This window comes from Pelosinus propionicus DSM 13327, from assembly GCF_900114615.1.
In the GTDB taxonomy this organism is placed as follows: domain Bacteria; phylum Bacillota; class Negativicutes; order DSM-13327; family DSM-13327; genus Pelosinus; species Pelosinus propionicus.
In genome coordinates this window covers 42,875-64,337 of record NZ_FOTS01000019.1, presented here as the reverse complement: position 1 = coordinate 64,337, position 21,463 = coordinate 42,875, and the positions used below count along the sequence as shown (strand labels likewise).

The window sequence follows — 21,463 nt, the reverse complement described above, 5'->3', positions numbered from 1 at the left end:
AACGTCAGTTTTTCCCTTTTCAGAATGATGCTAACGGAATAATAAGGAGGAACACTATGTTGGTAACAGGCCCGCGTGGAACAAAGGATATATTGCCTGAGGCAAGCGGCAATTGGCAATACATTGAACAAGTTATCCGGGATATTTGTCGTTTGTACTTATATAAAGAAATTCGGACTCCGGTTTTTGAGCATACAGAGTTATTTTTGCGTGGTATTGGCGAAACAACTGATATTGTAGAAAAAGAAATGTATACTTTTACTGATAGAGGTGAGCGTAGCCTTACTTTGCGACCAGAAAATACAGCTGCAGTAGTACGTTCTTACTTAGAAAATAAATTATATGCAGATACGTTATTAAACAAGCTTTTTTATATAGGGCCAATGTTTAGATATGACCGTCCTCAAGCTGGAAGGTATCGTCAATTCCATCAATTTGGTGTGGAAGCATTAGGTTCTAAAGGACCTGCTATTGATGCTGAAATTATTATGTTAGCAGTGCAATTACTAAGAAAATTGGGGTTAGATGATTTAACATTATATTTGAATTCCGTAGGATGTCCGCAATGCCGACCCATTTATCGTGAAAAATTACAGGATTTTTTACGAGAGAAAACCTCGCATTTATGCTCGGATTGTCAATCGAGATTTGAACGCAATCCAATGCGAGTTCTTGATTGTAAAAAAGAGAAGTGTACAGAAGAAACCCAAGGTGCTCCTCATATTGTTGATTGTTTATGTGATGAATGCAGTACACATTTTAATCATTTAAAATCATTGTTAACTCTAGCGGAAGTAGACTTTAAACTAAATCCTCGTTTAGTTCGCGGATTGGATTATTATACGAAAACTGCATTTGAGATTCAATATGCACCTCTTGGAGCACAAAGTGCTGTATGCGGTGGTGGCAGATATGATGGTTTGGTTGCTGAATGTGGAGGTCAACCAACTCCAGGCATTGGTTTTGCAATTGGCATAGAGCGTATCTTGCTGGCTTTGGAAAAGCAGAAATTATTACCTGTTTTTTCAAATACTATTGATGTATTTGTTGCACCAATGGGAATTGATATGCAAGGAATTGCCTTTAAGCTGCTATGTAATTTGCGTGAAAATGGCATAACTGCAGAAATGGATTTTATGGAAAAAGGTATTAAGTGGCAGATGAAGCAGGCTAATAAGTACTCAGCAAAATTTGTCGCGATTATTGGTGAAGAGGAAGCTGCGCAAGACAAAATCATGTTAAAAAACATGTTAACAGGTGTACAAGAATTGATTAATATAGATGAAGTACAGCAAAAGATAGAATTAGATGTGGAGGCTTAATATGGAAACTATGATAGGTTTAAAACGAACACATTCGTGTGATTTTCTAAACAAAGAAAATGTGGGGCAAGAAGTTGTATTATGCGGATGGGTGGCGCGTCGTCGTGACCATGGGGGACTTATTTTTATTGATTTACGAGACCGCTCTGGTTTTGTACAAGTTGTTTTTTCTCAAGAGGTAGATTTTGATTCTTTTAAAAAAGCAGAGTCAGTTCGCTCTGAATTTGTATTAGCGGTTCGCGGCACAGTAAAATTGCGAGATGCATCTACGATAAATGCCAATATTGCAACAGGTGAGATTGAAGTTTATGCTGCAGAGCTTAGAGTTTTAAATGCTGCAAAAACTCCTCCATTTTACATTCAGGATAATATTGACGTAGATGAAAATTTACGTTTAAAATATCGTTATTTGGATTTACGTCGTCCAGAGATGCAAAGAAATTTAATGTTGCGTCATCGTGTAACCAAAAGCATGCGGGACTTTTTTGATAATAATGGTTTTATGGAAATTGAAACACCTGTACTTATGAAAAGTTCTCCGGAAGGTGCTCGAGATTATTTGGTACCAAGTCGTGTGAATTCTGGGAAATTTTACGCACTGCCTCAATCTCCTCAAATTTTCAAACAAATGCTGATGGTTGCAGGGATGGAGCGCTATTTTCAAATTGCACGCTGCTTCCGTGATGAAGATTTACGAGCGGACCGTCAACCAGAATTTACACAGCTTGATATTGAAATGTCATTTGTTGACCGGGAAGATCTTTTGCCAATGATGGAAGAGATGACAGTTCAATTGTTTAAAGAAGCAATTGGCGCTGAACTGCAAACGCCTTTCTTACGCTTGAGTTATGATGATGCTATGAATCGTTTTGGTTCTGATAAGCCTGATGTGCGTTTTGCTATGGAACTTATTGATCTTTCCGATGCTGTTAAAGGTTCAAATTTTAAAGTATTTGAAACTGTATTAGCAAATGGGGGGCAAGTAAAAGCAATAAATGTTAAAGGGTATGCTCATGCCCCAAGGCGCGAACTGGACGGTTTAATTGAGTATGTGTCTATTTATGGTGCTAAAGGATTAGCTTGGATTAGCTATACTGCTGACGGTATTAAGTCCGCCATTACTAAATTTTTGTCTGATGATATCATGGAGGAAATCACCAAGGCCGCTGAAATTGAAACTGGTGATTTATTGCTTATTGTTGCAGATAAACCATCTGTAGTCGCTAATGCACTAGGTCAGTTACGTTTAGAAATGGCTCGTCGTCTTAATTTAATTGATGAGGATAAGTTATCTTTCTTATGGGTTGTAGATTTTCCAATGTTTGAATATGATGAAGAAGAAAAACGCTGGGTTGCTATGCATCATCCGTTCACTTCACCAAGAGAAGAAGACATACAATATCTAGAAAGCGATCCTGGTCGAATCAAAGCAAAAGCCTATGACATGGTACTGAATGGTACTGAAATCGGTGGTGGTAGCATGCGAATTTATAATCGTGAGCTACAAGAACGGGTATTTACAGCTATTGGATTATCTCAGGAAGAAGCAGTGGCTAAATTTGGTTATATGCTTGAGGCATTTGAGTTTGGCACACCACCTCATGGTGGGATTGCATTTGGATTAGATCGTCTTATTATGTTAATGGCAAAACGTTCTTCCATTCGCGATGTAATTGCTTTCCCCAAAAACCAAAGTGCTACTGATGTAATGACACAGGCGCCATCTGAGGTTGATAATAAACAGCTAAGAGAGTTGTCTATTAAGACAACAGTTTCATCTAAAGCTAAAATATAATAGCATAACGCAAAAAAGAGCAAGGGATGGTAAAATGTTCCTTGCTCTCATTCTTGCTATTTAATGATGGATTTGATACTATAAATTTAAGATCGTGATGACTCTGCTGTGTGCGTAAACACTAGTTGTTTTGATCCAACACATTGTATTAGGGAGTCTATCTCTGCTTACTGCGGTATGCCCGTTTGGGAAACTTTATGTAAGCAGGAGGGCACCCACCTGCTTAAGCAGGTTCAAAACACTAGACTACGGCATGGTGGAGCGTTATCTTATTCCAGTTTTTTAAAGCCGCTCTAAGAGTCTCATCTTATATAAGTGAGACTAAGAGCGGCTTTAATTTGATCTCTATGTGTGTCTAATAATAAAACCATCGAATGTAGATGGTTTATTTTGCAATTAAACTTTCATGTATATGTACACGTTTATCCAATTTTTGAATATCTTCCCATGCATAACGTAAATCTTTTTTTATAGAACTAGTATCTTTTTTCAATGTTGTAGTATCCTTTCGAATGGCCAAGACATCTCCTTTAAGATTGGAAACATCGCTGCTCAGACTGAGAAGATCATCTTGTAAATTATCAAGCCTATCATTGATAGAAGCTTGTCCTTCTGTTAAACTATTAAGTTGTTGATCGATAAGATCAAACCGTTCTGTAATTTGTTTTTGACCTGCGAGCAGCTGGCGAAGGATGTCTTCCATAATTTTTATCCGTCCTTTAATCAAAAAAATTAATATTAATTTTTAAAAAATCAAGTTACTACAAGCACTTACATAAAGTATAATAAAAGCTGTATATAAAGTCAAAGAAAAATATTACTTGAATTAATTTGTAATAATATGTAAATTTGAATATTTTTTAATAAAAAGGTGATATAATGGATTTATTTTCATATTCCAATCAAGTAGAGAATAACCAAACAGCTCCTTTAGCCGTACGTATGCGTCCAAGAATTTTAGATGAATTTATTGGACAAAATGATATTATCGGTAAAGATAAATTTTTACGAAAGATGATAGATGCTGATAATCTTCCTTCTATGATTTTATTTGGACCACCGGGTACAGGCAAAACAACTTTAGCACAAATTATTACTAACAGTACTGGTAGTCATTTTGAAAAATTAAATGCAGTGTCAGCTGGCATTGCAGATATTCGTAAGATTGTTGAGGCGGCAAAAGAAAGGCTTGGATTTTATCGCCAGCGCACGATTGTTTTCATTGACGAAATACATCGATTTAATAAAGGGCAGCAAGATGTATTATTGCCTTATGTGGAAGATGGCAGGATCATTTTAATTGGTGCAACAACAGAAAACCCTTATTTTGAAGTAAATGCTGCCTTATTATCTAGAATGAGAGTGATTCGTTTAAAATCCCTTGGAGTAGCTGAACTAGTAGAAATTATGGAACAAGCCATTAACGACCATGAACGTGGCCTCGGCAAGTTCAATCTTGTATATGACCAAGAAACATTGTCGATCATTGCTGATTTGTCAGGTGGTGATGCGCGAGTAGCATTAAATATTATAGAACAAGCAGCCACTATGATGAGTTCCATGAATACTAAAAAGATAACGATTTCCATTCTCAAAGAAGTGGTGGGAGAAAAAATACAGCCTTATGATAAATCCGGAGATCATCATTATGATATCGTTTCGGCTTTTATTAAGAGCATGCGTGGATCGGATGCTGATGCTGCAATACATTACTTAGCACGTATGGTTGTTGCAGGAGAAGATATCAAGTTTATTGCGAGGCGTATTGTAATCTGTGCAGCTGAAGACGTTGGTAATGCAGATCCTCAAGCATTAGTTGTTGCAATGGCTGCCGCCCAAGCAGTTCAGTTTATTGGAATGCCTGAAGCACGCATTATTTTATCACAGGCTGTAATTTATATCGCAACAGCGCCAAAAAGTAATGCATGTTATATGGCTATTGATCAGGCAATTAATGACCTTACACAAAAAAATTGCGGACAAGTTCCTTTGCATTTACGAGATGCACATTATCATGGTGCAAAAAAATTAGGTCATGGTGCAAATTATTTATATCCCCATAATTATGAAGGAAATATTGTCAAACAACAATATTTACCGGATGAATTAACTGGCACAGTCTACTATAGGCCTAGCAAAAATGGTAAAGAAGAAAATCTCAAAAAATAAATAATTCATTTTGACAATCTGTAATAATTTTGATATATTAATAAATAAGAAAACCTACTATGCTACTAGGAATGCTAGGATATAGCAAAGAGGAGAGGCTAATGTGAAAATATCTACAAAAGGACGTTATGGTGTGGCGGCCATGTATGATTTAGCCATGCACTATGGAGAGGGACCAATATCTTTAAAAAGTATCGCACAGCGGCAAAAGATTTCTGAAAATTACTTAGAACAACTCATGAGTACTTTACGTAATGCTGGATATGTTAAAAGTATTCGTGGTGCGCAAGGTGGATATTCTTTAAGCAAAGAACCTGAAAAAATTTCAGTTGGTGATATTATAAGAACGATGGAAGGTCCGATTGTTTTAGTTGATTGTTTGTTAACAGATGCAGAGGACAATGATTATTGCGAGCGAGCTGAAATTTGTGTAACCCGTGGTGTTTGGGCTAAAGTTTGCGACAGTATAAGTTCTGTTTTAGATTCAATTTCTCTTGCTGACTTGTGCCAAGAAGAACAATTACAAGGAGATGTATGTGATAATGGAAAGAATTTATTTTGATCATTCGGCTACTACACCGGTGGATAGGGAAGTAGCAAAGGTAATGCTAGAATATATGACAGAAAAATTTGGTAACCCTTCCAGTGTTCACTCTTTTGGTCGTGAGACACGTAAGGCAGTAGAAGAAGCAAGAAGCAGTGTAGCAGCTTTACTTGGTGCTGCTGCAAATGAGATTTTTTTTACTAGCGGTGGTACAGAGTCAGATAATCTTGCATTAAAAGGCATTGCTTTTGCTAATCGAAAAAAAGGAAACCATATCATTACTACAGCTGTTGAGCATCATGCGATATTACACGCCTGTGAATACTTAGAGAAACAAGGTTTTACAGTTACTTATTTGCCAGTTGATGAAAATGCTATGGTTAGCGTAGAAGATGTAAAAAATGCCATTACTGATAAGACAATACTCATCAGTGTAATGTTTGCCAATAATGAAGTTGGGACGATCCAACCTATTAAAGAGATTGGACAACTAGCAAAAGAAAAGAAAATATATTTCCATACGGATGCAGTACAAGCTGTAGGGAACTGTCATATTGATGTAAATGAACTTAATATTGATGTACTTAGTTTGTCAGGTCATAAAATATATGGACCCAAAGGCATTGGAGCTATTTATATACGTAAAGGTGTAAAAATTGAATCCACACAACATGGTGGCTCTCAAGAACGCAAACTAAGACCTGGAACTGAAAATGTACCTGGAATTGTGGGACTAGGAAAAGCTGCTGAACTTGCCAAAATTGAACTAGATCAAAGAATTTCTCATCTTACAAATCTAAGGGATAAACTGATTAATGGGATCCAAGAAAAGATTTCTGATATTAAGCTGAACGGTCATAAAGAAATTAGGTTACCTGGTAATGTAAATATTAGTTTCTTCTATGTGGAAGGAGAGTCTCTTCTTTTAAATCTAGATTTGAAAGGTATTGCCGCATCAAGTGGTTCAGCATGCACTTCAGGATCTCTCGACCCATCTCATGTTTTATTAGCGATGGGGCTCACACATGAAGTCGCACATGGATCACTTCGACTCTCTTTAGGTCGTGGAAACACAGAAGCTGATGTCAATTATTGCTTAGAAGTATTACCACAAATTCTTGAGAGATTGCGTAGTATGTCACCATTAAATGCCAATTCCAAATTAGCAGCGAATAATCCTTGTAGTCAATGCGATCATCATTAATTTAATTATTGAAAGGGGACAATTTTATGTATACTGAAAAAGTAATGGATCATTTTACAAATCCTCGCAATGTGGGTGAAATAGAAAACGCTAATGGTGTTGGAGAAGTTGGCAATGCCAAATGCGGAGACATAATGAGAATTTATTTAGATGTTCAAGATGATATTATTAAAGACGTAAAATTTAAAACTTTTGGCTGTGGTGCTGCCATTGCGACTAGCAGTATGGTAACAGAGTTAGTAATGGGAAAAACCCTTGATGAAGCTTTAAAAATTTCAAATGATGCAGTAGCTGAAGCTCTAGATGGTCTTCCACCCGCTAAAATGCACTGTTCCAATTTAGCAGCTGATGCATTGCATGAAGCGATTAAAGACTATATCAGCAAAAAAGGAAAGTGATTTAATTCATGAGTACAAAGCCAAGAGTTCTTGTAGCGATGAGTGGAGGGGTGGACAGTTCTTTAACTGCCGCCCTTTTGGTGCAGCAAGGATATGATGTCATTGGTGCAACTATGCAAATATGGGATAAAGATGTGCCAGAAAATGATGCTGAAAATCGTGGATGCTGTTCACTAAGTGCAGTTGATGATGCCCGCAGAGTTGCAGATAAAATAGGTATACCTTATTATGTTTTAAACTTTCGCGAAATGTTTGAATCTACTGTTATTGACTATTTTGTAGCAGAATATGGAGCTGGAAAGACTCCTAATCCTTGCATTGCTTGTAATCGTTACGTTAAATTTGAAGGTTTATTGCAAAAAGCATTAGCTTTAGGTGCTGAGTATGTTGCTACTGGTCATTATGCCCGTATAGGATATGATGATCATTTAGGTAGGCATACATTGAGTAAAGGTATTGATCATACTAAAGATCAATCCTACGCTCTATACCATCTGAATCAAAATACACTAAAACATTTTTTGATGCCTTTAGGTGATTATACAAAAGTAAGAACAAGAGAATTAGCAGCTGAATTTGGATTGTCAGTTGCTAATAAACCTGAAAGTCAAGAAATCTGTTTTGTGCCAGATGATGATTATAAGGGATTTTTGGCGGACAAATCGCCAGATTCTTTGCGTCCAGGTAATATAATTGATATACATGGAAAAATAGTAGGGCAACATCAGGGATTGCCACTATACACAGTTGGTCAACGTAAAGGGTTAGGTCTTGCAACAGGACAGCCGCTATATGTAGTAAAATTAGATTTCGACAATAATCAAATTATTGTTGGCTCTAATGAAGATGTATTTTCCTCTGAACTCATTGCTGAAGATTTAAATTTTATTGCAATCGATCATTTGGAAGCACCAATTACAGTTTCGGCTAAAATTCGATATGGCTCTCGTGAAGGAGTTGCTGTAGTATCTCCTTTGCCTGAAGGTCGTGTACATGTAAAATTTCGTGAACCGCAGCGCGCCATTACGCCGGGGCAGTCAGTAGTCTTTTACGATGGGGACATGGTTATTGGTGGAGGTATTATTAAAAATTCTATTTAAAAATATCGAAGGACAGGCTTTATTTTAAGGACTTGGCATTATGCCAAGTCCTTTTTTTCAGAATTACGATGAATTTCATAGATTATAAAAATAAGGGATTTTGGTAATACTAAGATTACAATCTACATTACGGAGGCCATTTTTTTATGCACAGGTTGCAAGATTTACTTGGATTGCCATTATTGGAAACAGAAACAGGTACACAAATTGGCCAAATAAAAGATGTAGTCCTACATATCGAAGATGCAAAGGTGCAGGGTGTAACACTTGATGAAGAAAAACAGAGCTCCTTTGAAATGGGGATTGCTTATGTAGATCTTTTAAGTGTTGGTCGTGATGCTGTTATGATTCGGAATCATTCTGTCGTACATCAATGTGCCTCTATCTTTGAGATAACAATCAATTACTATGTAAAAGATTTATTTAAGAAAGAAATTATTACAGATGATGGCTTGCGATTGGGTATGTTAGTGGACGTTTTTTTTGATGCTAGTACTGGCGAATTGAAATGGTATCAAGTATCAGATAGTATCGTAAGTGATTTACTATATGGCCGTAGAGTAATGCCGCTGCCCAAACTACAAATCGTTGGTAAAGATACAGTAATTGTTCCAGGTGAGATGGAAAAATTATTGCATAAAGAAGAGTAAGAAGAATAAAAGCTATTATTCGATTATGAGAGGTGTATAAGTATGACAGCTTGCCCTGTATGTAATAGTAATCGGGCAATTGGTAAAGTGGGAGCAGCACAATATTATTGCTGGGATTGCTGCATAGAGTTTATCATACGTGGCGATGACATTAAAATTTTTAGTGTTCAGCCAGATGGTACATTAACACTTTATTTAGATCCATTGGAAACAGCTGCACAGTGAAATGTATGAAATGGGATACATCTTTAGATAAAGTGGAGACCTAATGGTCTCCCTTTTGTTTACTCACCAGAGTATATGATGATATTATAAGGGGGTGAATTTATGTTAGTAAGCAAATCAACGGTTAGAATTACTCTTATTATTGTTATTCTTATTGTTTTTTTATATTTTTTTTGGATGGTTCGTAATGCATTATATCCTTTTATTATTGGCTTATTTTTAACTTATTTATTAAATCCTGCAGTATGCTATTTAGAAAGAAAAAATATCGGAAGATTATGGGCAATTATTATTATATATATTATTTTATTTAGTGTTGTCATCATTGGAGGAAGTAAGTTGCTTGCTCTATTTATTAAAGAGCTACAATCTTTTGCACTGGATTTGCCAATTATGATAGAAAATATTAATAAACTATTAATACAAATGCAGTCCCAGTATCAAAATTCTGCACTACCATATTATTTGCGGATAGCAATTGACGATAATTTATTGCTATTAGAAAATGAAATGCAGGATTTTATAGGGCAAGTGGTAAATTTCATTATTAAAATTATTAGTCATTCTATTGGTTTAGCCATTAGCCCTATTTTAGCTTTTTATCTTTTACATGACTGGTATAAAATCAAAAGTGAACTTTTGTCATTTGTGCCAAGCAGCTGGCGAACAGAGTTAATCTTATTTTTTCGAGATGCCGATACAGTCTTGGGAGGGATTATTCGCGGTCAATTATTGGTAGCTTGTATAATTGGTGTGTTTGTAACGATTGGATTGTATTTTCTGCAGGTTAAGTTTGCTATAATTATTGGTATCTTAGCAGCCTTATTCGATGTAATTCCATATTTTGGTCCTATTATAGGAGCTTCGCCAGCAGTCATGCTGGCTATTTTGGAATCGCCTTGGCTGACGATGAAGGTTATCTTACTCTTTTTTATTATTCAGCAAATTGAAGGAAACATCATTCATCCTAAGATTATTGGCGAAAACATAGGCCTTCATCCGTTAACTGTAATTTTTGTTGTTTTTGTTGGTGGTGAAGTAGCTGGAATTATTGGGATGTTGCTTGGTGTTCCAGTCGCAGCAATTGGAAAAGTATTGATCCGCCATATTGTAAAAGTGTTGCTTTAAGGTAGCCATTAATTGACATTATGCAATAATTTATGTATAATGTCGAACGAGAGTATGCCTAACTTATCTGGAGGTTGAGAAACTTGAATTATATAAGTGGAAATGAACTACGTAAGAAATTCTTAGATTTTTTCAAAAGTAAAGATCATTTGATTTTACAAAGCTATCCATTAATTCCTGAAAATGATCCCACATTATTATTAGTTGGTGCAGGAATGGCACCATTTAAGCCTTTTTTTACTGGTAAAATGAATCCGCCCCATCCACGTATTAGCACGAGTCAGAAATGTGTGCGTACAGGTGATATCGAAAATGTTGGACGTACTGCTCGCCATCATACTTTTTTTGAGATGCTAGGTAACTTTTCTTTTGGTGATTATTTTAAAAAAGAAGCAATTGCTTGGGCTTGGGAATTTATTACTGAGCATTTAGAAATGCCTAAAGATAAGTTGTGGATAACGATTCATACTGAAGATGATGAAGCATTTGCCATATGGCAGAACGATATACATATACCGGCCGATCGAATCATTAGAATGGCAGATAATTTTTGGGAGATCGGTCCTGGACCATGCGGACCATGCTCAGAAATTTATTTTGATTTAGGTGAAGAAAGAGGCTGTAATAAACCAGATTGTGCAGTAGGTTGTGATTGTGATCGCTTTCTAGAAATCTGGAATTTGGTATTTACACAATATGACCGTGATGAGGCTGGTAATTATACTCCTTTAGCAAAGAAAAATATTGATACAGGGGCAGGACTTGAACGTATTGCTTCTGTCTTACAGAATAAAAGATCAAATTTTGAAACAGATTTATTGTTTCCGCTCATTGAACATGCAGCAAAAGTTGCAAATGTTCAATATGGCTTTAATAATAAGACCGATATTTCATTAAAAGTAATTGCCGATCATATTCGTAGCATGACAGTAATGATTGGTGATGGTATATTGCCTTCAAATGAAGGTAGAGGATATGTACTGCGTCGTATTTTGCGTAGAGCTGTTCGCCATGCCCGTTTATTGGGAATTGAAAAGATATTCTTGGTTCCGATGGTTGATATCGTCAATACCATTTTTGCTGAAGCATATCCCGATTTAGTAGAAAAGCAATCCTATATCAAAAAAGTGATTCAGTTAGAAGAAGAACGATTTCAAACAACATTAGTACAAGGCATGGAATTATTGAATGGACATATTCAAAAGTTAAAGGGATCAAATATTTCTGTACTTGATGGTGCTACTGCATTCAAATTGTACGATACATTTGGTTTTCCTTGGGAGCTGACTTTAGAAATATTAGAAGAACATGATATGCAGTTAGATAAACAAAACTTTGATTCTGCAATGAAAGAACAGCGTGAGCGAGCACGCTCTGCTCGCCAAGACCATGAAAACCAGTTGATTATTCCAGATTTATCTCATCTGGAAACAGAAAAGCTTATTGTTGATGAACACGCTGAAAAAGGAAACATTATACTTGCTTGGAAAAATGGTATTCTGGCTGATGAAGTTCATGATGGTGAAGATGTAGCATTTATTCTAGATGTAACTTCTTTTCATGCTGAAGGCGGTGGACAAGTTGGTGATACTGGTTTTCTTGAAGGACCTTTAGGAAAGATGAAAATTACGTCTACTAAAAAATTAGTAAATGGTACAACCTATCATATTGGAAATGTTACTGAAGGTTTATTTAGAGTCGGAGATGTTGTCAAACTTAAAGTTGATGAAAACAGACGTCGTAAAATTGCTCGTAATCATACTGCTACTCATTTGTTGCATGCAGCTTTAAAACAGGTATTAGGTACCCATGTAAATCAATCAGGGTCTCTAGTCAGCTCCGAAAGATTACGTTTTGATTTTTCACACTTTTCTCAAGTAACTTCAGAACAACTCCTAGAAATAGAGAAATTAGTAAATCATGCAATTTTAGAAAATATTTCTGTTACTATCGTAGAAACTAAACAGGATAAAGCCAAGGAAATGGGTGCAGTAGCATTATTTGGTGAAAAATATGGTGAAACAGTTAGAGTTGTTTCTGTTGGCAGTATTAGTAAGGAATTATGTGGTGGCAGTCATGTTATGAATACGTCTGAAATATGCATGTTTAAGATTGTTAGTGAAGCGGGAATTGGTTCAGGCATACGAAGGATTGAAGCAGTAACAGGTAGCGGGGCTATTGAGTACATTAATGAACGAGATCAAGTGTTATTAAGCACAGCGTTAAAATTGAAATCACGTCCTGAAGAACTTATTGTAAAAGTAGACAGTGTTATGAATCGCGTTAAAGAATTAGAAAATGAATTAGCTGCTCTTACTAGTAAATTAGCGCATAGTGAAGTAATGGATTTATTATCGAAAGTGCAAGAGGTTAATGGTGTACAAGTTGTTGTTGGCCAGGTAAGTATCAGTGATATAGAGGGGTTGCGCACGGTTGCTGATATGGTGCGTGATCACTTAAAATGTGGTGTTGTAACTCTTGGATCTATTCATACTGATAAAGTGAATTTTGTTGCTATGGCGACGAAAGAAGCAATTAATAAAGGTATTCATGCTGGTAATATTGTAAAAGAAGTTTCTAAAATTACTGGCGGTGGCGGCGGCGGCCGTCCTGATATGGCCCAAGCAGGTGGTAAACAACCAGATAAGATTTCGGATGCGTTGCAGTTTGCTTTAGAAGTTATTAAAAAACAAGTTAAATAACTCGAAAGTGTACTTAGAGGGAGTTTTACACTCTAAGTACACTTTACTTTTTGAAAAAATAAATATAAAGCATTTTTTTGCGAAGTTTAGAAAGATAAGTATTTTTATTTTTCTAGAGGAAATAACTAGTCAAGGTAGAATATAATGGTTAGAGGCGGAGATAATATAAGAGAGGAGGATGCTCAATGCCTAATATATCAGAAGATACTATGATGTTTCGTGTGGATAATGAAGAAAATAATGCAGCCATGGTAATTAATGCTGTATATCAGTCATTAATTACCAAAGGATATAATCCAATTAATCAATTAGTCGGGTATCTACTATCTGGAGATCCTACATACATTACCAGCTATAATAATGCTCGTGGGTTAATACGAAAATTAGAACGGGATGAGCTTCTCGAAGAGTTGGTAAGAGCATATCTCAAAGATAAATAATATGTTTGGTATAGTGGGAGGATAAATGCGCATACTAGCTCTTGATGTTGGTGATAAAACAATTGGTGTGGCAGCAAGTGACCTGTTATTATTAACAGCACAGGGGATTGAGGTGATTCGCCGTACCTCTTTAGAAAGAGATCTTAGTCGTTTAGATGAAATTATTACTGAGCTTGAGGTCGGGACAATTCTTATTGGTTTGCCTAAAAATATGAATGGGTCCATTGGCCCTAGAGGTGAATTAATGCAAACATTTGCGAATCAGGTAGCTGAAACATTTCCTACAATAAAAGTTGTTTTATGGGATGAGCGTTTATCTACTGTAGGGGCGCAAAAGGCACTTATTGCTGCAGATGTAAGTCGCGCAAAGCGTAAAAAAGTGATTGATAAGATGGCGGCAGTATTTATTTTACAGGGGTATCTAGATAGCCTGTCTTGTTAATAACTTCCTTGACAGGATAACTTTTCTAAGATAAAATTACATGTACATTAAAAGGAAGAGGTGAAATGAATGGCTGATATTGAAAAAGATGACCTCGAAGAATTGGATGAAGAGCTCGTAGTCGTTATGACTGATGAAGAGGGTAATGAATATTATTATCGTGAGGAAATGATTGTTCCAGTTGGTGATAAGCAGTATGCGATTTTGATTCCTATTGAAGATGGCGAAGAGGAAGAAGATTGCGGATGTAACGCTGGATGCGGTTGTTCTGAAGATGAAGTTGATGTATATATTGCGCGCATTGATACTGATGAAAATGGCGAGGAAATATATGTCGATCCTACCGATGAAGAGTTTGAAGAAGTTCGTAAAGCTTATGAAGAACTAATGGTAGAAGATGAAGCCGAATAGGCTTCATCTTTTTTCAGTTGATATAATGGTTGAAAGCTAAGGCTTTTGCCTAAGTCTAAGACTTGGCGGAAGCCTAGTCTTTTTTTGTCTTTTTGTGTATAATAAAGAAGTCTTTTAGAGTAATTGCATTAACAGTTAAATATATAAAGATGCAAACAGAGGTGAGGTACCCATGTATAGATTGAAGCAGTTTAAATGGCATATTGTATTGGTGTTAATTTGTCTATGTTTGGGAAGTATTATATATAAGTTAACACAACCTGTTACTTCGCCTGCAGGAGAAACATTTGTCATTTCTGTTAAACCTGGAATGGCAGCTAATGAGATTGGGGAGCTTTTAAAAGAGCAAGGTGCTATAAAAAGTGTTTTTGTATTTCATGTTGTTGCCAAATCTCAAGGTTTAGCAAATTCCCTACAGGCTGGTGAATACGTTTTAACTAAGGACATGACAGTACAGCAAATTGTTGCCATGTTGGCAAAAGGGCAAAGGTTATATCAACAAATTACCATACCAGAGGGATATACTGTTGAACAAATTGCTAAACTAATACAGGAAAAACAACTAGGTAGTGCTGAAAAATTTCAACAGTTGGCACAAAGAGCAACTCCCTTTACTTATATGGCTAATCAGAATCCTAATGTAGTATATAAGGCTGAAGGTTTTATTTTCCCTGATACGTATCAAATTAATAAAGGAACTACTGAGGAACAGTTGCTTAGCATGATGATATCTCAATTTGATAAAGAATTTAATGAGAGTATGCGGTCAAGGGCAAAGCAAATGGGCTTTTCAATCAAGGATGTTATTATATTAGCCTCTTTAGTGGAAAAAGAAGCGCAAATAGAAGCTGATCGTCCAATTATCGCTGGAGTATTTATAAATCGTTTAAAATTAGGAATGCCTTTGCAGTCTTGTGCTACGATTCAATATATTTTAGGTTATCCTAAAGCAGAGCTATCAGTACAAGATACTGAAATTCCATCATCTTATAATACCTACCAACATATGGGTTTACCTCCCGGACCTATTGCAAATCCTGGAATAGCAGCTATTAATGCTGTTTTATATCCTAAAGAAACACAATTTGTATATTTTGTGGCTGATCAAGAAGGTGCACATCATTTTAGTAAAACATATGACGAGCATCTTGCGGCAATTGAAGAGGTTCGTAAATAATAGGAGTGATACATTGAACTTATTTAAAGAAATTGAAGATTATGCTGCCGAATATAATGTGCCAATTATTAATAAGAAAAGCAGTAACAGATTAATTGAGATCGTAAAACAGAATAAACCAAAATCAATTTTAGAAATAGGTACTGCAATTGGTTATTCTGCTTTGCTTATGGCTCATTATATGCCTTTAGATAGCAAAATTATTACAATAGAGCAAGATGCTGCTCGTATTGATATTGCCTATGATTATATTGCTAGAGCTGGTAAGAGCGAACAGATTCAACTTCTAGATGGAGACGCAAGCACAATTTTATTACAGCTTGAGGGAACATTTGATATGGTATTTATTGATGCAGCTAAAGCACAGTATCTTGATTATTTGTGCAAAATTATAGATAAACTTGCTATTGGTGCCGTTGTGATAGCAGATAATGTGCTGTTTCGAGGGATGGTTCTGAGCGATGATCCTCCACTACGGCGTTATAAAACAATTGTTAAGCGTCTAAAAGAATATTTACAATTTGTAAATACAGATCCGAGATTTTCTACTACGCTTCATTTTGAGGGTGACGGAGTAGCTATTTCTTATTATCAAGGAGCGAACAAAAAGTGAAAAAGATCGAACTTTTAGCACCAGCAGGTAATCTCGAGAAACTTAAAATGGCTCTTTTGTATGGTGCAGATGCAGTTTTTTTGGCAGGAAAGTCTTTTGGATTACGAGCTTTTAGTGGCAATTTTACAGAAGAAGAACTTAAAGAAGGAGTTGAATTTGCTCATAGTCTGCAAAAGAAAGCTTATGTAACGGTAAATATATTTCCTCATAATGAAGATCTACCAGCTTTGCCCGATTATATCCGATTTTTATCAGATTGTAATGTTGACGCGGTTATAATCGCAGATTTAGGAGTATACCGTATTATCAAAGAAGTTGCACCTAATCTGCCCATACATATCAGTACTCAAGCAAATAATACTAATTGGTCATCTGTTCTATTTTGGCAGGAATTAGGAGTTAGTCGGGTGGTATTAGCTAGAGAATTATCTTTGGAAGATATTACTATCATTCGAGATAAAGTTAAGATTGAATTAGAAGCGTTTGTTCATGGAGCTATGTGTATTTCATATTCTGGACGTTGTTTGATGAGTAATTATTTTACAGATCGTGATGCAAATCGAGGCCAATGCGCCCAACCCTGTCGTTGGAAATTTAATTTAGTGGAAGAAAAACGTCCAGGAGAGTATTATCCTGTTATAGAAGATGAACGAGGGACCTATATCTTTAACTCAAAAGACCTATGCTTACTCCCTCATATTCCTGAATTAATCAATAGTGGACTAAATAGCCTCAAGGTAGAAGGTCGTATGAAAAGTGTACACTATGCTGCTACTGTAATTAAAGTCTATAGAGAGGCTATTGATGCCTATGTAAACAATCCTGAACACTATAGTGTTAAAGATGAATGGCTTGAAGAGTTACAAAAGATTTCTCACCGTGCTTATACTAGTGGATTTTATTTCAACAAGACAACTCAAAATGATCAAATCTATGGATCTTCGTCTTATGAACAAACCTTTGATTTTATTGGTTTAGTCAAAAGTTATGACCCAATAACCAAAATGGCTACAATTGAACAACGTAACAATATCAAAGTGGGGCAGGAAATAGAAATTATGCAGCCGGGAAAACCTAATTTCACTCAGGTAATAACTGAGATGTTTGATTTAGATAATAATTGTATTGGTGCTGCGCCTCACCCTCAACAAGTTTTTAAGATGCGAATGCGCCAAGAAGTAGCAGAATACGCTATGTTACGACGTGAGGTACCAAAGAATGTGTGAGGAAATTTTAATTCGTCTTGATGTAAAACATATTAATTATCTAAATCGAATTATGGAAGGATATGAATATTTTGGGGTAGTGACCACCGTAAAGGATTCGACAGGAGTATTGCGAATTCGCGTTACACCTGATACCTGTAAAGAGGTGCAGGAGATTTTAGCAAATCTTCCGATTGATTTTGATTATGTATAGATTAATAATAATAATTTTGCTAAGCAATGCCATACTATCATTGAGGTGATCGTATGGCATTGCAAATTTTACGTATTTATAAATTGTTAAGTTTCTTTTTGCTTTTTGGTAGTTTATTGATTATACGTTTGTTTTATTTGCAAGTTATAGAAAATGATAACTTCGTACTGCAGAGTTTGAGTATGCGTGTTCAGGAAGTACCTATTGAGGTTGCCCGAGGAGAAATTGTAGATCGGAATGGATTACCATTAACAAATACGGCGCAGCACTATAAGATTGCTATTTTTCCCGGACAAATTCAAAATGTAGAAATGGTTGCTGAACAATTGTCTGAATTAACAGGAATCTCAGTATCGAATCTCTTATCACAAATTACAGAAAATCATCGACCATTTAAAATAAAAAGTAAAATTGATGCAGCTATGGGAGAACAAATTAACAGGGCATTAATTCCAGGTGTTGTGGTAGTGTCTGAAAAGATTAGATATGGAAATCCAATGGCTGCACATGTTAAAGGCTATATTAATCTTGCTGATAATCAGGGAGTTAGTGGTATTGAAGGAATGTATGATGATATTTTAAGAGGCAATCAACCAGAATATGCAGTTGCGTTAGTAGATGCTGGACAACAAATTATTCCAGGACTTGGCTATAAACGATTACGTTTATCCACCCACTCAGGTCCAAGTAATGTGGTATTAACTATAGATAAACAAATTCAAAAAACAATAGAGAATATAGTAGATAAGCATGGTGTTAAGGGAGCAGTAGTAGTATTGCGTCCTACTACTGGCGAAATATTGGCCATGGCTTCAAGACCTAATTTCAATGCCAATCATCTTGAGGAGTATTTAAATCAAAGTAGTGCACCTTTGCTAAATCGAGCGATATCCCCCTATCAGCCTGGGTCTGTATTTAAGTTAGTAACAGCTGCTGCAGCATTAGAAAAAGAGAATATACAGCCAGATGATTTATTTTTTGATCCAGGGTATATTGAAGTTGATCATCTACGCTTTAATGGATGGGATTACGATAAGGGGGGCCGGGGGCAGATAACGTTTAAGGAAGCATTAGCCTATTCGAGTAATCCTATTTTTATTGAAGTGGGCTTAAAAATAGGTGCAGAATCCTTACTTTCTTATGCACAAAAATTTGGCTTTGGTCATAAGACGAGTGGAGATTTTAACGATGAGGCAGAAGGGTATTTGCCACCATCTGATAACCTTTATTCCGGTGAACTTGCTAATTTAGCTATTGGACAAGGTACACTAGAGGCAACGCCTCTACAGATCGCGTCCTTAGTAGCTACCATTGCGAATGATGGTATAAAAGTAGCGCCTTATGTCATTAGTAAACTGACAAATGCTGATGGTATAGTTATAAAAACATACGATACGCCCCCAGGTATTCGAGTCTTGTCTTCAAAAACAGCTTTGCAAATTCAGGATATGATGATGGGTGTCACTCGCTATGGTACTGGTCAAGCGGCTTATGTTGAAGGAATAGGATCGGCGGGCAAAACTGGATCCGCCGAAACCGGGCGAAAAAACTCAAATGGGCAAAGCATCAACCATGCTTGGTTTGCAGGGTACGCACCTATAAAAATCCCTCAATATGCGGTAGTAGTTTTCGTTGAGGAAGGAATGTCTGGTAGTGATATTGCTGCACCTCTCTTTTATGAAATCATAAAAGAGATTACCAAGCCATGATACATATAGATTATGTAATGTTAATTCCATACAAAGAACTAGGCAATAATTTAAATCTATGATAAAATATAAAAGATAATGAATTCTTATGCTAAGGCTGTGATAAGATGAGAGACAAAGGAATTTGTGATTTGCCTATTCACGAACCGAATCGTTTCTGCTTATGGTCTAGATACGATTATCTTTTGGCATTGGAGGCAGTTGCTGATAAAATTAGCAGCGTGAGTTAATATGGAAAAAAGATTAATTAAACTTCGTAAGTTTATGAAAGAACATCAGTTAGATTGCATGCTAATTCATAAGCCAGAGAATAGACACTATTTCAGCGGATTCAGTGGTTCAGCGGGTATATTACTGATTTCTAATAACGAAAATCTCTTATTAACCGATTTTCGTTATATTGAACAAGCCACTATGCAAGCTGCGCAATATGAAATTGTGCGTTATCATACTGTCGGTAAAACTTTGACAGAAATGATTAACAAACTTGGAGTCTTTCAAATCGGTTTTGAAAGCGACTTTGTTACTTATGATGGACATCAAGAACTAATTAATTACTTGCATTCTGTAAATCTAATTCCTGTCCAGTTGGATGCTTTGCGTATGGTAAAAGATGAGAGTGAAATTGCATTGATAAAAAAAGCGGTTAAAATTGCTGATGATGCTTTTTCTAGAATTATGTCATTTTTAAAGCCAGGTATGACTGAGCAAGAAGTAGCTTTAGAATTAGAATATTATATGCGACAGTTAGGAGCAGAAAAGCCAGCTTTTGATACTATTATGGCCTCTGGCAAACGTGGAGCGTTGCCTCATGGAAGAGCTTCTGATAAAATAATTGAACTTGGTGATTTTGTAACAATGGATTTTGGCGCAGTATATAAAGGATACCATTCGGACATTACTCGCACCGTTTGTATGGGAAAAGCTACAGCAAAGCAAAAAGAAATTTATGAAGTCGTTTTGGCTGCTCAATTGGCAGGAGTGCAGGCTGTTACTGCTGGAAAAATTGGCAAAGATGTTGATGCTGTAGCCAGAAATATTATTATAGACGCTGGTTTTGGTGAATTTTTCGGGCATGGATTAGGGCATGGGCTAGGTCTTAACATCCATGAGGAACCGAGGCTTTCTCCTGCTAATATACATACTGTCTTATTGAAAAATATGGTAGTAACAGTTGAACCAGGAATTTACCTGCCTGATTGGGGCGGAGTGCGTATTGAAGACACTGTTTTAGTTAGTGATGAAGGGTGTCAAATATTAACTGCTAGTAGTAAACAGTTAATAGAGTTATATTAATATTTACTTTTAATTAAATGGGACTATGGAGGTAATAAAATGATATCAAGTAGTGATTTTCGTACAGGAGCAACAATTGAAATTGATAATAATGTTTGGCAAATAGTTGATTTTCAGCATGTAAAGCCTGGTAAAGGTGCTGCTTTTGTACGTACAAAAATGAAAAATGTACGTACTGGTGCGGTAGTTGAGCGTACCTTTAATCCAGGAGAAAAATTTCCTAAGGCTCATGTGGATCGTCGTGAGATGCAATATTTGTATGAAAGCGATGGCAATTATAATTTTATGGATAATGAAAATTATGAGCAGAGTGAGTTAACATCTGAACAGTTAGGTGATGCTGTAAAGTATCTTAAAGAAAATATGAATATTAGTATCATGTTTTTTCAAGGAACAGTCATTGGTGTTGAATTACCTGTTGCAGTTGAGCTAACAGTTGTTGAAACCGATCCTGGTATTCGTGGAGATACAGCTACTGGCGGTACGAAACCTGCAAAAATGGAATCTGGCTGTGTAGTGCGGGTGCCTTTATTTATTAATATTGGAGATGTTTTAAGAGTAGATACTCGCACTGGAGAATATCTAGAAAGAGCATAGATATATATTAGGATGATTTTTAATTAATTTTAAAAGGAAACTGTATTCTTAGTTAATGAAGAATACAGTTTTTTTATTATAAATATTTGAAAAAATAAATCGAAGAAGCAATATGATTGTTT

23 protein-coding genes and 1 other RNA gene are annotated in these 21,463 nt (G+C 36.0%); 23 read left to right on the top strand and 1 reads right to left on the bottom strand.

Going from position 1 to position 21,463, the window contains the following annotated elements; translation table 11 throughout:
* Nucleotides 1–56 precede the first annotated feature (56 nt).
* From hisS to ssrS, 3 genes are all read left to right on the top strand, one after another.
* The gene (gene hisS, locus BMZ99_RS12010) at nucleotides 57–1,322 is read left to right on the top strand and encodes a histidine--tRNA ligase (protein WP_090937250.1); all 1,266 of its coding nucleotides are present in this window, start codon (nucleotides 57–59) and stop codon (nucleotides 1,320–1,322) included.
* A 1-nt stretch (nucleotide 1,323) separates the two neighbouring features.
* Entirely contained in the window at nucleotides 1,324–3,117 is a 1,794-nt protein-coding gene (gene aspS, locus BMZ99_RS12005; protein WP_090937247.1) for an aspartate--tRNA ligase, read from the top strand.
* 97 nt (nucleotides 3,118–3,214) lie between these two features.
* Nucleotides 3,215–3,383, top strand: a non-coding RNA gene (ssrS, locus tag BMZ99_RS12000) — 6S RNA.
* 119 nt (nucleotides 3,384–3,502) lie between these two features.
* Here ssrS and BMZ99_RS11995 read toward each other — a convergent pair.
* Nucleotides 3,503–3,820, bottom strand: a complete 318-nt coding sequence (locus tag BMZ99_RS11995) for a hypothetical protein (RefSeq protein WP_090937244.1) — start codon at nucleotides 3,818–3,820, stop codon at nucleotides 3,503–3,505.
* Nucleotides 3,821–3,996: 176 nt separating this feature from the next.
* Between BMZ99_RS11995 and BMZ99_RS11990 the strand changes: the two genes are divergently transcribed.
* The 20 genes from BMZ99_RS11990 to efp all read left to right on the top strand — a co-directional run bounded on the left by BMZ99_RS11990 (nucleotide 3,997) and on the right by efp (nucleotide 21,341).
* Nucleotides 3,997–5,286 carry a replication-associated recombination protein A gene (locus tag BMZ99_RS11990; protein WP_090937241.1) on the top strand — a complete coding sequence of 430 codons (1,290 nt, stop codon included), beginning with the start codon at nucleotides 3,997–3,999 and terminating at the stop codon, nucleotides 5,284–5,286.
* A gap of 103 nt (nucleotides 5,287–5,389) precedes the next feature.
* Nucleotides 5,390–5,848 (top strand): RrF2 family transcriptional regulator, encoded by a 459-nt coding sequence (locus BMZ99_RS11985; RefSeq protein WP_090937238.1) that lies wholly within the window; start codon nucleotides 5,390–5,392, stop codon nucleotides 5,846–5,848.
* A complete protein-coding gene (gene nifS, locus BMZ99_RS11980; RefSeq protein ID WP_090937235.1) occupies nucleotides 5,829–7,034 on the top strand; it encodes a cysteine desulfurase NifS in 1,206 nt (401 codons plus the stop codon). Before BMZ99_RS11985 ends, nifS begins: the two co-directional genes overlap by 20 nt.
* 26 nt (nucleotides 7,035–7,060) lie before the next feature.
* Nucleotides 7,061–7,432, top strand: a complete 372-nt coding sequence (nifU, locus tag BMZ99_RS11975) for a Fe-S cluster assembly scaffold protein NifU (protein WP_007952835.1) — start codon at nucleotides 7,061–7,063, stop codon at nucleotides 7,430–7,432.
* An 8-nt stretch (nucleotides 7,433–7,440) separates the two neighbouring features.
* Nucleotides 7,441–8,532 (top strand): tRNA 2-thiouridine(34) synthase MnmA, encoded by a 1,092-nt coding sequence (mnmA, locus tag BMZ99_RS11970; RefSeq protein WP_090937231.1) that lies wholly within the window; start codon nucleotides 7,441–7,443, stop codon nucleotides 8,530–8,532.
* Between the two features lie 146 nt (nucleotides 8,533–8,678).
* Entirely contained in the window at nucleotides 8,679–9,182 is a 504-nt protein-coding gene (locus tag BMZ99_RS11965; RefSeq protein ID WP_090937228.1) for a PRC-barrel domain-containing protein, read from the top strand.
* A gap of 42 nt (nucleotides 9,183–9,224) precedes the next feature.
* The gene (locus BMZ99_RS11960) at nucleotides 9,225–9,407 is read left to right on the top strand and encodes a hypothetical protein (RefSeq protein WP_090937225.1); all 183 of its coding nucleotides are present in this window, start codon (nucleotides 9,225–9,227) and stop codon (nucleotides 9,405–9,407) included.
* 102 nt (nucleotides 9,408–9,509) lie between these two features.
* The gene (locus BMZ99_RS11955; RefSeq protein WP_090937222.1) at nucleotides 9,510–10,535 is read left to right on the top strand and encodes an AI-2E family transporter; all 1,026 of its coding nucleotides are present in this window, start codon (nucleotides 9,510–9,512) and stop codon (nucleotides 10,533–10,535) included.
* 83 nt (nucleotides 10,536–10,618) lie between these two features.
* Complete coding sequence (alaS, locus tag BMZ99_RS11950; protein ID WP_090937219.1) at nucleotides 10,619–13,237, top strand: alanine--tRNA ligase; 2,619 nt, start codon at nucleotides 10,619–10,621, stop codon at nucleotides 13,235–13,237.
* Nucleotides 13,238–13,422: 185 nt separating this feature from the next.
* The gene (locus BMZ99_RS11945; protein ID WP_090937215.1) at nucleotides 13,423–13,677 is read left to right on the top strand and encodes an IreB family regulatory phosphoprotein; all 255 of its coding nucleotides are present in this window, start codon (nucleotides 13,423–13,425) and stop codon (nucleotides 13,675–13,677) included.
* 25 nt (nucleotides 13,678–13,702) lie between these two features.
* On the top strand, nucleotides 13,703–14,119 hold the full coding sequence (gene ruvX / locus BMZ99_RS11940; protein ID WP_090937212.1) for a Holliday junction resolvase RuvX: 417 nt from the start codon (nucleotides 13,703–13,705) through the stop codon (nucleotides 14,117–14,119).
* Between the two features lie 69 nt (nucleotides 14,120–14,188).
* Entirely contained in the window at nucleotides 14,189–14,530 is a 342-nt protein-coding gene (locus BMZ99_RS11935) for a DUF1292 domain-containing protein (protein ID WP_007952829.1), read from the top strand.
* A gap of 172 nt (nucleotides 14,531–14,702) precedes the next feature.
* Nucleotides 14,703–15,707: an endolytic transglycosylase MltG gene (gene mltG, locus BMZ99_RS11930; RefSeq protein ID WP_090937209.1), complete on the top strand. Its 1,005-nt coding sequence runs from the start codon at nucleotides 14,703–14,705 to the stop codon at nucleotides 15,705–15,707.
* Nucleotides 15,667–16,320 carry an O-methyltransferase gene (locus BMZ99_RS11925; RefSeq protein WP_245754941.1) on the top strand — a complete coding sequence of 218 codons (654 nt, stop codon included), beginning with the start codon at nucleotides 15,667–15,669 and terminating at the stop codon, nucleotides 16,318–16,320. Before mltG ends, BMZ99_RS11925 begins: the two co-directional genes overlap by 41 nt.
* Nucleotides 16,317–17,546, top strand: coding sequence for a peptidase U32 family protein (locus BMZ99_RS11920; RefSeq protein ID WP_090937200.1), 1,230 nt, complete (start codon nucleotides 16,317–16,319; stop codon nucleotides 17,544–17,546). Before BMZ99_RS11925 ends, BMZ99_RS11920 begins: the two co-directional genes overlap by 4 nt.
* Nucleotides 17,539–17,739 (top strand): DUF4911 domain-containing protein, encoded by a 201-nt coding sequence (locus BMZ99_RS11915; RefSeq protein ID WP_090937197.1) that lies wholly within the window; start codon nucleotides 17,539–17,541, stop codon nucleotides 17,737–17,739. Before BMZ99_RS11920 ends, BMZ99_RS11915 begins: the two co-directional genes overlap by 8 nt.
* A 53-nt stretch (nucleotides 17,740–17,792) precedes the next feature.
* On the top strand, nucleotides 17,793–19,448 hold the full coding sequence (locus BMZ99_RS11910) for a peptidoglycan D,D-transpeptidase FtsI family protein (RefSeq protein WP_090937193.1): 1,656 nt from the start codon (nucleotides 17,793–17,795) through the stop codon (nucleotides 19,446–19,448).
* 107 nt (nucleotides 19,449–19,555) lie between these two features.
* Nucleotides 19,556–19,678, top strand: coding sequence for a hypothetical protein (locus tag BMZ99_RS27375; RefSeq protein WP_281246790.1), 123 nt, complete (start codon nucleotides 19,556–19,558; stop codon nucleotides 19,676–19,678).
* Nucleotide 19,679: 1 nt separating this feature from the next.
* The gene (locus tag BMZ99_RS11905; RefSeq protein ID WP_090937190.1) at nucleotides 19,680–20,744 is read left to right on the top strand and encodes a M24 family metallopeptidase; all 1,065 of its coding nucleotides are present in this window, start codon (nucleotides 19,680–19,682) and stop codon (nucleotides 20,742–20,744) included.
* Between the two features lie 39 nt (nucleotides 20,745–20,783).
* Complete coding sequence (gene efp / locus BMZ99_RS11900) at nucleotides 20,784–21,341, top strand: elongation factor P (RefSeq protein WP_007952820.1); 558 nt, start codon at nucleotides 20,784–20,786, stop codon at nucleotides 21,339–21,341.
* Nucleotides 21,342–21,463: the final 122 nt, after the last annotated feature.

What these genes read in the sequence shown, in the direction of transcription:
- ruvX (WP_090937212.1), top strand. Translation starts at nt 13,703, where the DNA reads ATGCGCATACTAGCTCTTGATGTTGGTGATAAAACAATTGGTGTGGCA.
- BMZ99_RS11910 (WP_090937193.1), top strand. Translation starts at nt 17,793, where the DNA reads ATGGCATTGCAAATTTTACGTATTTATAAATTGTTAAGTTTCTTTTTG.
- aspS (WP_090937247.1), top strand. Translation starts at nt 1,324, where the DNA reads ATGGAAACTATGATAGGTTTAAAACGAACACATTCGTGTGATTTTCTA.
- BMZ99_RS11960 (WP_090937225.1), top strand. Translation starts at nt 9,225, where the DNA reads ATGACAGCTTGCCCTGTATGTAATAGTAATCGGGCAATTGGTAAAGTG.
- efp (WP_007952820.1), top strand. Translation starts at nt 20,784, where the DNA reads ATGATATCAAGTAGTGATTTTCGTACAGGAGCAACAATTGAAATTGAT.
- mltG (WP_090937209.1), top strand. Translation starts at nt 14,703, where the DNA reads ATGTATAGATTGAAGCAGTTTAAATGGCATATTGTATTGGTGTTAATT.
- nifS (WP_090937235.1), top strand. Translation starts at nt 5,829, where the DNA reads ATGGAAAGAATTTATTTTGATCATTCGGCTACTACACCGGTGGATAGG.
- BMZ99_RS11905 (WP_090937190.1), top strand. Translation starts at nt 19,680, where the DNA reads ATGGAAAAAAGATTAATTAAACTTCGTAAGTTTATGAAAGAACATCAG.
- BMZ99_RS11915 (WP_090937197.1), top strand. Translation starts at nt 17,539, where the DNA reads ATGTGTGAGGAAATTTTAATTCGTCTTGATGTAAAACATATTAATTAT.
- BMZ99_RS11965 (WP_090937228.1), top strand. Translation starts at nt 8,679, where the DNA reads ATGCACAGGTTGCAAGATTTACTTGGATTGCCATTATTGGAAACAGAA.
- BMZ99_RS11935 (WP_007952829.1), top strand. Translation starts at nt 14,189, where the DNA reads ATGGCTGATATTGAAAAAGATGACCTCGAAGAATTGGATGAAGAGCTC.
- BMZ99_RS11955 (WP_090937222.1), top strand. Translation starts at nt 9,510, where the DNA reads ATGTTAGTAAGCAAATCAACGGTTAGAATTACTCTTATTATTGTTATT.
- hisS (WP_090937250.1), top strand. Translation starts at nt 57, where the DNA reads ATGTTGGTAACAGGCCCGCGTGGAACAAAGGATATATTGCCTGAGGCA.
- BMZ99_RS11925 (WP_245754941.1), top strand. Translation starts at nt 15,667, where the DNA reads ATGACGAGCATCTTGCGGCAATTGAAGAGGTTCGTAAATAATAGGAGT.
- BMZ99_RS27375 (WP_281246790.1), top strand. Translation starts at nt 19,556, where the DNA reads ATGAGAGACAAAGGAATTTGTGATTTGCCTATTCACGAACCGAATCGT.
- BMZ99_RS11945 (WP_090937215.1), top strand. Translation starts at nt 13,423, where the DNA reads ATGCCTAATATATCAGAAGATACTATGATGTTTCGTGTGGATAATGAA.
- BMZ99_RS11990 (WP_090937241.1), top strand. Translation starts at nt 3,997, where the DNA reads ATGGATTTATTTTCATATTCCAATCAAGTAGAGAATAACCAAACAGCT.
- BMZ99_RS11995 (WP_090937244.1), bottom strand. Translation starts at nt 3,820, where the DNA reads ATGGAAGACATCCTTCGCCAGCTGCTCGCAGGTCAAAAACAAATTACA.
- mnmA (WP_090937231.1), top strand. Translation starts at nt 7,441, where the DNA reads ATGAGTACAAAGCCAAGAGTTCTTGTAGCGATGAGTGGAGGGGTGGAC.
- nifU (WP_007952835.1), top strand. Translation starts at nt 7,061, where the DNA reads ATGTATACTGAAAAAGTAATGGATCATTTTACAAATCCTCGCAATGTG.